An 11991-nucleotide genomic window follows, 5' to 3' on the forward strand; every position below is an offset into this window, starting at 1 on the left:
CTCGCATCCGTGATCGCATCCGTGATCGCATCGGTGATCGCGCCGGGGTGTGCGGGGCAAAGAATCAGCCGTGACAGGTGAACTGTATTGAGAAAACGGGTACTTACTCGTGCGTCAGTTGCTATTGACGGCTCGCCTGACCATTGGGACGGTAGTGCACATGTCGAATGTGGCGGACATGTCAAGATTGCGCACTCGTCTGCTCGGTGTCCTGGTACTCGTCACCGGCTTCCTGATCACGGCGGGCCCCACCCAGCCCGCCTCCGCTCTCACGGACGAACTCTGGTTCGACGCCCAGGCCGCGGCCACGCTCACGGTCGACGGCGGCACGTTCAAGGACGGCCTCGGCCGCGAGGTCGTCCTGCGTGGCTACAACGTCTCGGGTGAGACGAAACTCAAGGAGAACAACGGTCTGCCCTTCGCCTCGGTCGCCGACGCGAAGAAGTCGGCGACCGCGCTCCGGGCACTCGGCGGCGGCAACTCCGTCCGCTTCCTGCTCTCCTGGGCGTACGCGGAACCGGTGCGCGGGCAGGTGAGCAGCTCCTACCTCGCGGCGGCCACCGCGCAGATGGGCGCGTTCCTGGACGCCGGGATCAAGGTCTACCCCGACTTCCACCAGGACCTGTACTCCCGCTGGCTGTTCGACTCCGACAGCTGGTACACCGGCGACGGCGCCCCCAAGTGGGCCGTCGACCTCGGTGACTACCCGGACGAGTACTGCGGGATCTGCCCGTTCTGGGGCCAGAACATCACCTCCAACGCGGCCGTGACGGAGTCGACGTACGACTTCTGGCACAACACCTACGGGCTCCAGGACTCCTTCCTGGACACCGCGCAGAAGACGATGACGTACGTGAAGGCGAACCTCACGTCCGCCCAGTTCCAGGGCCTCGTCGGCTTCGACCCGTGGAACGAGCCGCACCCCGGGATCCTCGACTCGGGGCAGACCAGCCGGACGTGGGAGAAGGACGTCCTGTGGCCGTTCTACGTCAAGTTCCGCGCCCGGATGGACGCGGCGGGCTGGCAGTCCAAGCCTGCCTTCGTCGAGCCGAACCTCTTCTGGAACGCCAACATCGACTTCCAGAAACAGGAGGGTGGCCTCCTCGACGCGGGCACCATCGGACCGCGCTATGTCTTCAACACCCACTTCTACGACCAGAAGGCGATCTCCGGCGTCTTCATGTGGGGCAAGGCGGAGGACGGGCAGTACACGACCGACTTCGGGACCGTGCGCGACCGGGCCACCGCCGGCGGCACCACGGCGATCATCAGCGAGTTCGGACACCCGCTCAGCGGCTCGGTCTCCGACAAGGCGCCCACGGTCTACAAGGCCATGTACCAGGCGCTCGACTCCCGGGTGAAGGGCGCGAACTGGTGGGCGAACCCGGCCACTTCGGGCCCGGTCCTCTCCGGTTCCCAGTGGCAGTGGGACATCTACTGGGGCCGCCACCACGAGCTGATGAACGACAACCCCGACAAGGTGCAGGTCGAGGGCGACGCCTGGAACGGTGAGGACCTCTCCGCCGTACGCCTCGACGACTCCGGTACGGCCGTGCTCCGCCAGGACGCCCGGATGCTGGACCGGATCTACCCGAGCGCCACGGCGGGCAGGACGGTCGCCTTCACCTACGAGGACCGCTCGCGCGACGGCTCCACGACGCTGACGTGGAACCCGGTGCCCAGCTCCCTGCCGAACGTCTCCTCGCTCGTCGGCTCCGGCCAGTACTCCCTGCTGGTCTGGCGCTCGGACGGGAGCACCGAACCGACCGAGCTGCACCTCCCGGCCTCCTTCCCCACCGCGTCCACCACGGTGGTGTCCGACCTCGGGGTGACGGCCGCGCCCCCGGCGTACACCACCTCCACGCCGATCGCCGCCGCCAAGGAACCGGGCGGCACCGGCAGCCGCCGTCTCCTGCTCACCGCCGCCGACACGGGCAAGCTCCACTACGCCCTGGTCACCAACGGCGCGACAGCCCCGACCGCGACGCAGCTGAACGCGGCGCGGACGGAGCTGGCGAGCTGGCTGGCCACTGAGTTCAGCTAGCGGACGGTCCGGTCCAGTCGGCGGGCACCTTCGCCAGCCGCACCCGCTGCGGGTGGTCGCCGACTGGCACGGACACGGTCTTCCGCCCGGTGGCGAAGTCGATCGCCGTCACCTGGTCGGCGCCGCTCTCGGAGACCACACAGGACTTGCCGTCACCGCTGACGGTCGACCAGTACGGCTTGGAGACGGGGACGAGCGGGCCCTCCTGGAGGGTCGCGCGGTCCACCACGGTCGCGTAGTCGTCCATCGTGCCCGCGATGCACAGCTTGGTGCCGTCGGGCTTCATCGTGAGGCCGTGGTGGCGGGAGTCGTTGACGAAGGTGGTGCGGTCGTCGCTGACGCCCGGGGTCTTCGGCAGGGTCTTGGTGCGGGTGATCTTGTCGGTGGCGATGTCGTACTCGAAGAAGCCGTTGAAGAACGACACCTGGAAGTACAGCTTCGTCTCGTCCGGCGAGAACGCGGCGGGGCGGACCGCGTCCGAGTAGTCGCCGAGCCCGATCGCGTCGAGCCGCTCCCGCATGTCGATCACCTTCACCTGCTGGAAGGTGTTCGCGTCGGCGACCGTGATCTTCCGGTCGCCCTTCGTCCAGTCCAGCCAGGGCGCGTCGGTCTGGGTGTTCACATCGCCGATCGCCATGTTCCAGATGTACTTGCCGTCCTTGGTGAAGATGTTCTCGTGCGGCTTGTCGCCGGTCTTGAACGAACCGAGCTGCTTGCCGGTGACGATGTCCAGGACGTGCACGGTGTTGCCGGTCGACGCGGACACCGCGACGCGCTTGCCGTCGGGGGAGACCGCCATGTGGTCGGAGCGGTAACCCGACACCGGGAAACGCCAGTTGATCGCCCCGGTCGTGAGGTTGATCGAGACCACGTCGGCGAAGCTCGGGCGGGAGACGACCATCGAGGAGCCGTCCGGCGTCGAGTACATGTCGTCCACGTACTGGTCGTGGCCCTCGCCCACGCTGTTCCGGATCGTCATGTAGGCGATCCATCTGATCGGATCGGCGTTGATCTCCGCCATCCGCGCGTCCTTGTCGGGGATGACATTGACCCGGCCGACCTTCGCGAAGTCGCCGGAGGACTTGATGACGTCCGCGGTGCCCTCCCAGTTGTTGCCCACGAACATCACCTCCCGCAGGTCGGCCGCGGCGCTCGCCGGGCCGGCGGTCGCGACGGCGGAGGCGGTCAGCGCGAGCGCGGCGGCGACGGCGCCGAGGTGTCGGGTTCCGCGGCGGCGGGGGGCGGGGGAGAGGGGCATGACGGTTCCTCCTGCGCGGGTGGAATCTGAACACACCAGTGTTCAGAGCAGACTTACTGGAAAGTAAGGAACGGCCCCGCCACACCACAAGACCAGGGACACGACAAAATCGACCGTGACGGTCGAGCGGGCCGTCGCACCGAGTGGCGTCGCGTCGGGAGGAGCATCGTGTCGGGCAGGCTCAGACAGCCCACCGGCCGGTACGGGGGCAGATCCGCGGCGGAACGGCGGGCCGAGCGCCGGGACCGGTTCCTCGACGCGGGCCTGCGACTCTTCGGCGACAGCCCCGGCTTCCGGGCCACCACCATCGCGGGGCTGAGCGAGGCCGCCGGGCTGTCGACCCGTCAGTTCTACGAGGAGTTCAGCACCCTGGAGGATGTGCTGGCCGCGCTCCACCTCCAGGTCAACGACTGGGCCGAGGAGGCCGCGCTCACCGGCCTCGCGACGATGGACGGTCGGCCCGTCGCCGAGCGGGCCACCGCCGCGTTCCGCGCCTACGCCGCGAACGTCACCGGTGATCCGCGCCGGCTGCGCATCACCTTCACCGAGATCATCGGCGTCAGCCCCCGCCTGGAGCGCCAGCGCCTCGAACGCCGGTCCCGCTGGATCGACTTCATCTGCGCCGAGGCCACGGCCGCCGCCGAGCGCGGCGAGGCCGTCCACCGCGACTACCGCATCGCCGCCACCGCCTTCATCGGCAGCGTCAACGGCCTCCTCCACGACTGGCAGGCCGGCTGGGTCGACGCCCCCCTCGACGAGGTGGTCGACGAACTGGTCGGCTTGCTCCTGGGAATCCTCCGACCGGCGGGTTGGACCCCGAAGGCGACCGGCGGCTAGCAGCACCACATCGCCCCGGCGCCGCCCCGAACACCCCGGCGGGCACGCGTGGTTGGCGGGCGGCGCCCGAGAAAGGAGGGCGCGCTGCGCCGCGTGCCGTCCCGGCGTCGGGCTGTGCGCGGACCGGCGGCGCCCCCAAACGCTCCGGTGGGACGTGCGGCTGCCGTGCGGCGCAGGGGAAGGAGGGTGTCTGGCGCGCGCCGGGGCGGCACCCGCCCAGGGGTGCCGTGCGGGTCCCGTGCCCGACCGGGTGCCGATGTCGCGGAAGGCCGAGGCCCGGTCCCGCCTGGGGCCGGGCGCTACGTCTGCCCTGCCCGTGCTGGTCGCCGAAGGCTGCCCGGTGCCCGGTGCCCGGTGCCCGGTGCCCGGTGCCCGGTGCCCGGTGCCGGTCCCGGTCTCTCGGCCCGGTCGTGCTCGCCCCCGGCTCTCAGCCCGGCAGGCGGTTCAGCGCGGTCAGGACCGGGGCTACGCCGTCCTCCGTGTGGAGTTGTTCGGCCAGGGTTTGGGCGCGATGGGTGTATGACGGGTCGGCGGTGGCCTGTCGTAGGGCTGTCGTCAGGGCGGCGGCTGTGAAGCGGCGCAGGGGGACGGCTGCCGGTGACACCCCGAGGGTGACCAGGCGGGCTGCCCAGAAGGCCTCGTCGAACTGCACCGGCACCGGCACGGCCGGGACGCCGGCGCGGAGCCCGGCCGCCGTGGTGCCCGCGCCCGCGTGGTGGACGACGGCCGCCATGCGGGGGAAGAGCAGGGAGTGCGGGACCTCGCCCACGGTGAACATGTCCTCGCCCTCGCCCCGCAGTTCGCCCCAGCCCCGCTGGATCACCCCGCGCAGCCCGGCCGCCCGCAGGGCCCGTACGACCTCGCCGCTCATCCGCTCGGCATCGGGCACGGTCGCGCTGCCCAGCCCCACGAAGACCGGGGGCGGCCCGGCGTCGAGGAAGTCCAGCAGCGTTCCGGGCAGCCGGTCCTCGCGGTCGTACGGCCACCAGTAGCCCGTGATGTCCAGCCCGGCCCGCCAGTCCCCGGGGCGCGGCACCACCCGGGGGCTGAAGCCGTGGAACACCGGCCGGCCCGCCCGCTCCCGGCTCCGCCGCGCGGCCACCCGGCCGGTGCGCGGCAGCCCGTACTCGGCGCGCAGTCTGCGCACCTCGTCGGTGAAGACCCACTCGACGGCCGCGTTCACCGCGTGCCCGGCCGCCCGGTTGCCGATCGCGCCCCAGGAGCGGACCCCGGTCATCGGCGGCGCGAACTCCCGTGTGGGCGCCAGGGGTTGGAGGTTCACGCCGAGGGTGGGCAGCGACAGTCCCTGGCCGATGGTGTGGCCGAGCGGGGCCAGGGTGCCCGCCACCAGCAGGACGTCACTGGCACGGGCGGCGGCGACCAGATCGCCGGCCATCCGCCCCACCAGACTCCGGGCCATCTCCACCGCCCGGTACAGCTTCCCCGCCCCGGTGGAGCTCCGGTGCAGCCCCCGCCCGCGCTCCGACTCCAGCTCCTCCCGCGGATCCACGGGCATGGCGTGGAAGGTGACCCCGGAGCCCGCCACGAGCGGCTCGAACCGGGCGTGCGTCACCAGGGTGACCGCGTGCCCGGCCCGCACCAGCCCGTGTCCCAGCCCGGTATAGGGGGCCACGTCACCCCGGGAACCCGCCGTCATGATCGCTACACGCACGCCCGACAGTATGGCGGCGAGGACCCGGCGGAAGGGCCGGACCGCCCCGCGATGACCCGAAAGAGCCCCTGACCGAAAGAGCCCCTGACCGAAAGAGCCCCTGACCGAAACCGCCCGACCCCGACCGCCCGACCCCGACCGCTCGGCGCCGCTCTCGAACGCCCCGGTCGGGCCGCGCGGCTATTCGTCCCAGGCCTGGACCATGGTGTGGTCGACGATCTTTCCGTCGCGCAGCGACATCATCGAACTCGCCAGGACCCGTACCCCGTCGGGGTAGAGACAGGACTCGGTGAGAGCGACCTGATCGCCCTGGACGACGCACTGCTCGACCTTGTGGGTCATCTCCCGGCTGCAGACGTCGTCGAACATCGCGCCGATCTCGGACCGGCCGTGCAACACCTTGGGATGGCTCGGCTGGGTGTTGCGGTCCACGACGCGCAGCTCCGCGTCGTCCGCGTAGAGCGACGTCAGCGTCGCCGCGTTCGCTTCCTCCGTGCCCCGGCGCAGCGCTTCGACATCGAAGGCGGGGCTCGTCGAGGTGCCCATGGATGACCTCCTTCGAAGGCCGTGGCCCGGCAGGGCGCAACGGGCCGCGAACGGCCTCTCCTCCGAGGCTCCTCCCCCGGACGGGTCCCGGCAACCGTGGCCGGACGGCTGCCCGCACGGCTGCCCGCACGGCTGCCCGCACGGCTGTCCGTACGGCCGGGGGAGGCGTGCGCCTCACGGGTGAGCGGCCGTGACCGTCGAGGGGCGGGGAGCGTTGCTGAGGGCATGATCTCAACTCGACGTATCGTCGCCGCCGTCGGTCTCGCCGTCGGTGTCACGGGACTGACCGCTCCGATGGCGCACGCGGACGCCACGGCGGACGCGACCACGCTCAGCCCGATGTCCACGCTGGACTCGCTCGCCGTCAGCGACCTCCCCGAGGAGCACAAGGCGGCCCTGCCGCGCCCCTCGCAGCAGCTCAAGAGCCTCAACCAGGTCCACGAACTGAACCGGCTGAACGAACTGCACCAGGTCACCGACATGGCCGCGCCCGCCCTCGGCCTGCTGGGCGCCATCGAGTAGCGAAACGGTCGCACACGACCGGGAGCCCCGCCGCGAACCTCGTGGTGGGGCTCTTGACATGCCAGGGGGCCGGGCAGAGCATCACGGAACAGTAACGTAATTGAATTTCGCACTACGAGCGCTCATGACCGATCATGCTCGATCACGTACCGTCGTCGATTCGTACCCCGAGGAAGCCGCACATGGCCATCACCCGTGACCTTCTGATCGGCGGCAAGGATGTGCCCGCCACGTCCGGCCGCACCGCCGAGGACCTCGACCCGTACACGGGGGAGGTGTACGCGACGGTCGCGGCGGCCGGTCCCGAGGACGTCCGGCGGGCGGTGGACGCCGCCGACGCCGCCTTCGAGGAGTGGGCCGCGCTCGCCCCCTTCGCCCGGCGCGCGATCTTCTTCAAGGCCGCCGAGCTGCTGGAGGGCCGGGGCGACCAGGTCGCCGACATCATGGCCCGCGAGGCCGGCGGCACCCGCCCGTGGGCGTACTTCAACGTGGCGCTCGCGGCGAACATCCTGCGCGAGGCGGCGGCCGCGATCACCGCGCCGCGCGGTGAGGTCCTCGGCACCCAGAAGGAGGGCGCCCTCAGCCTCGCGGTACGCGAACCCCTGGGCGTGGTGGCCGCGTTCGCGCCGTGGAACGCGCCGGTCATCCTCGGCGTACGGGCCGTCGCGGCCCCGCTGGCCGCCGGCAACACCGTCGTCGTCAAGCCCAGCGAGGACGCGCCGATCGCCTGCGGGCTGCTGGTGGCCGACGTCTTCCGGGAGGCCGGACTGCCCGACGGTGTGCTGAACGTGGTCACCAACGCGCCCGAGGACGCGGCGGAGATCGCCGAAGCGCTGATCTCCGACCCGCGGGTGCGCGCCGTGAACTTCACCGGCTCCACCGGCGTCGGCCGGATCATCGGCGAGCACGCGGCCCGTCATCTCAAGCCCGCCGTCCTGGAGTTGGGCGGCAAGAACTCCGTCATCGTGCTCGACGACGCCGACCTGGACTACGCGGTCGACGCCGTCACCTTCAGCGTCTTCATGAACGCCGGGCAGATCTGCATGTCCGGCGACCGGATCCTCGTCCACGAGTCGCTGGCCGAGGAGTTCGCGCAGAAGTTCACCGCCAAGGTCGCCACCCTCCAGGCCGGTGACCCCAACCACCCGCACACCGTGGTCGGGCCGCTGGTCAGCGCCGACGCCGCCCGGCGGATCGCCGCGCTGGTGAAGGACGCCGTCGCCAAGGGCGCCACCGTGCTCACCGGCGGCGGGCAGCCGGAGGGCGCGGTGCACCCGGCGACCGTCCTCACCGATGTCCCGAAGGACGCCGACCTCTACTACCAGGAGTCCTTCGGCCCGCTCTGCGTACTTGAGACGTTCGCCGACGACGCCACCGCCGTGGCCGTCGCCAACGACACGGACAACGGCCTGAGCTGCGGGGTCATCACCGAGAACGCCACCCACGGACTGGCCGTCGCCCGCCGGATCCGTACCGGCATCGTGCACGTCAACGACCAGTCGGTGGCCGACGAGCCGATGGCCCCCTTCGGCGGTGTGAAGGCCTCCGGCTACGGCCGCTTCGGCGGACGCTGGGGCATTGAGGCGTTCTCCAACACCCGCTGGGTGACGATCGCCGGCCAGCAGGCGCACTTCCCCTTCTGACGCGTCCGGGGCCCGTCGGGACCCCGGCTATCCGGCCGTCGCGAGGAACTGCGTGGCCGCCAGCTCCGCGTACAGCGGGTCGGCGGCCACCAGTTCGCGATGGGTGCCGACCGCGCGGACCCGGCCCGCGTCCATGACCACGATCCGGTCGGCCATCGTCACCGTCGACAGCCGGTGCGCCACCACCAGCACCGTCGTCGTACGGGCCACATCGGCGACGGTGTCCCGCAGCGCCGCCTCGTTCACCGCGTCCAACTGGCTGGTCGCCTCGTCGAGCAGCAGCAGCCGGGGGCGGCGCAGCAGGGCCCGGGCGATGGCCACCCGCTGGCGTTCGCCGCCGGAGAGCTTGGTGCCCCGGTGGCCGACCAGCGTCTCCAGCCCCTGCGGAAGCTTGGCGATCAGACCGTCCAGCCGGGTCGTCTTCAGCACCCGCGTCAGGTCCGCCTCGTCGGCCGTCGGATTGCCCAGGAGCAGGTTGTCGCGCAGGGTCCCGGACAGCACGGGCGCGTCCTGCTCGACGTACCCGATCGCGGACCGCAGCCGGGACAGCTCCCACTCGGCGACATCGCGGCCGTCCACGGTGATGAGGCCCGCCTCGGGGTCGTAGAACCGCTCGATGAGGGAGAACACCGTGGTCTTGCCCGCGCCGGACGGGCCCACGAACGCCGTCATACCCCGGGCCGGGACATCGAAGGTCACCCCGTGGTGGATGTAGGGCAGGTCGTCTGCGTAGCGGAAGCGGACCCCGTCGAAGGCGAGCGCGGCGGGCTCGGCGTCCGGGGCCGGCAGCGGGGCCGGACGCGCCGCCGGTTCGGCGGGCAGCCGCAGCGCCTCCTGGATGCGGGTGAGGGCGGCGGCGCCGGTCTGGTACTGCGTGATCGCGCCCACGACCTGCTGTATCGGCGACATCAGATAGAACACGTACAGCAGGAAGGCCACCAGGGTGCCCACGTCGATCGCGCCGGTCGCGACCCGGGCGCCGCCCACCGCCAGGACGGTGATGAAGGCGATCTGCATGGCGAGCCCGGCCGTGTTCCCGGCGGCGGCCGACCACTTGGCGGCCCGCACGCTCTGCCGCCATGACTCCTCTGCCGCCGCGTGGATCGTCTCCTCCTCGCGGTGCTCCGCACCGGACGCCTTCACCGTGCGCAGCGCGCCGAGGATCCGCTCCAGCGAGGCGCCCATCGCGCCGACCGCGTCCTGCGCGGCCTTGCTCGCCCGGTTGATCCGGGGCACGATCACCCCGAACACCAGGCCCGCGCCCACGATCACGCCCAGCGTGACGGCCAGCAGCACCGGGTCCACCAGACCCATCAGCACCACCGTCGCCACCAGCGTCAGACCGCCGGTGCCGAGGCCCACCAGGGTGTCGGTGGTGACCTCCCGCAGCAGCGTGGTGTCGGAGGTGATCCGCGCCATCAGGTCGCCCGGCTCGCTGCGGTCCACCGCCGTGATCCGCAGCCGCAGCAGATACGAGGACAGGGCGCGCCGCGCGCCGAGCACCACCGACTCGGCGGTGCGCCGCAGCACGTACGAACCCACCGCGCCCACGGCCGAGTTGGCGACGACCAGCACGGACATCAGGACCAGCGCCCAGGTGATGGTCCGGTCGTGCGAGAGGTCGTCGATCAGCTCCCGGGCCACCAGCGGCAGGGCGAGGCCGGTGGCTCCGGTGACCAGGGACAGCAGCGCGCCCAGCAGCAGTGCCCAACGATGGGGTCGTACATAACCGAGCAGCAGCCGCCAGGTGGGCGGCTGCCGCTCGGCCGTGGTCTCAGGGGTGCTCACGAGGCTCCTCGGCAGATCGGTCGGGGAGTGGGGACCGGGGCGCGGAGCTTCAGCCTACGTCGGGCCCCCGGAGCACCGGGAACGACTTTCAACCGCCCAGCAGGACCCTCCGCTCCCGGGCGACGGCGAGCACGGTCGGCACCCTGCCCGGACCCAGTTCGAGACAGGTCCCCACACCGTCCCGGCGGAGCAGGCCCAAGGGTGTGCGGGGGTCGCAGGTCCATGGTTCGCAGGACGTCGGGGTAGTCGTCCAGGAGGGGATGGCGGTGCGGCTAGTGAGCGGCCAGCTCCACCCGCAGCAGCCGGGTCCGGCGGCCCGGCCCTCCCAGCCGTCGTACAAGGCTGTCACCGCGTCGCGGTCGCCCGAGACGACCAGGGCCCGGGGGCCGTTGACCGCCGCGACCACCACACCGGGTGTCGGCTCCACGAGCTGAACCGGTACGCCGCCGCACCCGGCTGGACCGTGCGTGTGCCCGGACACCCCGACGAGGTGCGCCACGCGGTCACGGCCACCGTCGGCTATGGCGAACACGCGTACATCCAGGTCTCCGCCCGCTCCAACGCCTCCCCGTACGACACCACGAGCGGCTTCCGGCTCGTGCGGCCGGGCCTCGACGGGGTCGTCCTCGCCGCCGACCGCGCCGACGGCCTGGACGAGAACGGGATCGCCCAGGCCGTACGGGACTTCACGTGCTGACGCCGGTCACCGCGCCCCGAGCGCGGCGAGGGTGGCGGAGAGATCCGCGGGGCGTGGGCGGTTGTGCGGCAGTCTGCCCAGGACCGCCGCCATGCCGCAGGTGTCGGTGAGTGCCGAGAACAGGAGGCCGCCCGCGATTCCGGCCGACACCAACTGCCAGGCCGGGTGCAGCAGTCCGAGCCCCAGACCGAGGAGGACGAGCGTGCCGGCGGTGAACCGCACCTGGCGCTCCATGGTCCAGCCGGCCCGCGCCCCGCCGGACGGGCGGTGCAGTCCGTGGCCACCGGCCGCCCAGGCGTTCGTACCGCCGGCGAGGTCGGCCGCGGCGATGCCGTGCCCGGCGAGGAGGGCGCAGGCCTGCGCGGACCGGGCGCCCGACCTGCAGACGATGAGCAGTTCGGCGTCGGAGTCCTGGAGTGCCGACAGTGCGCGATCCAGGTGGTCGAGCGGGATGTTCAGGGCGCCGGGGACATGGCCGGAGGCGTACTCGCCGGGGGTGCGGACATCGACGACGGTCAGCTCGGACAGCCGTGCGCGGACCTCGTCGACGTCGAGGCGGCGGGGCGCACCGGGGGTACTGGGAGTGCTGGGGGTGCCAGGGGTGGACATGGTGGTCTGCGATCCTTTCCTGCGGGGGGCGGTAAAATACCCCCAAGGGTATGTAGCGGAGGCGTGAGGAGTGGACTGGTCGTGGAGCTGCAGTTCGAAGGGGATGAGCTGAAGTCGGTGCTGAACCGGCTGAAGAGGGCCCAGGGGCAGATCTCCGGGGTGATCAAGATGATTGAGGAGGGGCGGGACTGCGAGGACGTCGTCACCCAGCTCGCCGCGGCCTCCCGCGCCCTGGACCGAGCGGGTTTCGCGATCATCGCGACCGGGCTGCAGCAGTGCCTCACCGACGCCGAGAAGGACGGGCGGAACGGCGAGACGAACGAGCAGATGAGGGCGCGGCTGGAGAAGCTGTTCCTGTCGCTGGCGTGAGGGGCG

General features: G+C 71.6%; 12 protein-coding genes. 6 read left to right on the forward strand and 6 right to left on the reverse strand.

The features are described from left to right. Positions 1-160: 160 nt before the first annotated feature. Positions 161-2044, forward strand: coding sequence for a cellulase family glycosylhydrolase (locus ACZ7MG_RS25660; RefSeq protein WP_471380829.1), 1884 nt, complete (start codon positions 161-163; stop codon positions 2042-2044). Here the strand turns inward: ACZ7MG_RS25660 and ACZ7MG_RS25665 are convergent. After that, positions 2037-3302, reverse strand: coding sequence for a YncE family protein (locus tag ACZ7MG_RS25665; protein ID WP_471380831.1), 1266 nt, complete (start codon positions 3300-3302; stop codon positions 2037-2039). The two genes, ACZ7MG_RS25660 and ACZ7MG_RS25665, sit on opposite strands and share 8 nt — an antisense overlap. Positions 3303-3470: 168 nt before the next feature. On the opposite strand from ACZ7MG_RS25665, the gene ACZ7MG_RS25670 reads away from it, so the two are divergent. Beyond that, complete coding sequence (locus ACZ7MG_RS25670) at positions 3471-4139, forward strand: TetR/AcrR family transcriptional regulator (protein ID WP_471380833.1); 669 nt, start codon at positions 3471-3473, stop codon at positions 4137-4139. A 427-nt stretch (positions 4140-4566) separates the two neighbouring features. On the opposite strand, the gene ACZ7MG_RS25675 is transcribed toward ACZ7MG_RS25670, so the two are convergent. After that, positions 4567-5796, reverse strand: coding sequence for a glycosyltransferase (locus tag ACZ7MG_RS25675; RefSeq protein WP_471381712.1), 1230 nt, complete (start codon positions 5794-5796; stop codon positions 4567-4569). Positions 5797-5991: 195 nt separating this feature from the next. Continuing rightward, positions 5992-6357, reverse strand: a complete 366-nt coding sequence (locus tag ACZ7MG_RS25680; protein ID WP_471380835.1) for a nuclear transport factor 2 family protein — start codon at positions 6355-6357, stop codon at positions 5992-5994. A 225-nt stretch (positions 6358-6582) separates the two neighbouring features. Here ACZ7MG_RS25680 and ACZ7MG_RS25685 point away from each other — a divergent pair, with 225 nt between their 5' ends. Both ACZ7MG_RS25685 and ACZ7MG_RS25690 read left to right on the forward strand, forming a co-directional pair. Further along, positions 6583-6879 (forward strand): hypothetical protein, encoded by a 297-nt coding sequence (locus ACZ7MG_RS25685; protein ID WP_471380836.1) that lies wholly within the window; start codon positions 6583-6585, stop codon positions 6877-6879. A gap of 182 nt (positions 6880-7061) precedes the next feature. Further along, positions 7062-8522, forward strand: coding sequence for an aldehyde dehydrogenase family protein (locus ACZ7MG_RS25690; protein WP_471380838.1), 1461 nt, complete (start codon positions 7062-7064; stop codon positions 8520-8522). Between the two features lie 27 nt (positions 8523-8549). On the opposite strand, the gene ACZ7MG_RS25695 is transcribed toward ACZ7MG_RS25690, so the two are convergent. Continuing rightward, complete coding sequence (locus ACZ7MG_RS25695) at positions 8550-10310, reverse strand: ABC transporter ATP-binding protein (RefSeq protein ID WP_471380839.1); 1761 nt, start codon at positions 10308-10310, stop codon at positions 8550-8552. A gap of 88 nt (positions 10311-10398) precedes the next feature. Continuing rightward, a complete protein-coding gene (locus ACZ7MG_RS25700; protein WP_471380840.1) occupies positions 10399-10737 on the reverse strand; it encodes a hypothetical protein in 339 nt (112 codons plus the stop codon). A gap of 42 nt (positions 10738-10779) precedes the next feature. Here ACZ7MG_RS25700 and ACZ7MG_RS25705 point away from each other — a divergent pair, with 42 nt between their 5' ends. Further along, positions 10780-11007 (forward strand): hypothetical protein, encoded by a 228-nt coding sequence (locus ACZ7MG_RS25705; RefSeq protein ID WP_471380842.1) that lies wholly within the window; start codon positions 10780-10782, stop codon positions 11005-11007. A gap of 6 nt (positions 11008-11013) precedes the next feature. Here ACZ7MG_RS25705 and ACZ7MG_RS25710 read toward each other — a convergent pair whose 3' ends face one another. Next, positions 11014-11616: a rhodanese-like domain-containing protein gene (locus tag ACZ7MG_RS25710; RefSeq protein ID WP_471380843.1), complete on the reverse strand. Its 603-nt coding sequence runs from the start codon at positions 11614-11616 to the stop codon at positions 11014-11016. An 81-nt stretch (positions 11617-11697) separates the two neighbouring features. Here ACZ7MG_RS25710 and ACZ7MG_RS25715 point away from each other — a divergent pair, with 81 nt between their 5' ends. Beyond that, entirely contained in the window at positions 11698-11985 is a 288-nt protein-coding gene (locus ACZ7MG_RS25715; protein ID WP_471380844.1) for a metal-sensitive transcriptional regulator, read from the forward strand. The last annotated feature ends 6 nt before the right edge of the window (positions 11986-11991 follow it).

This window comes from Streptomyces sp. NPDC107538 (assembly GCF_055657445.1).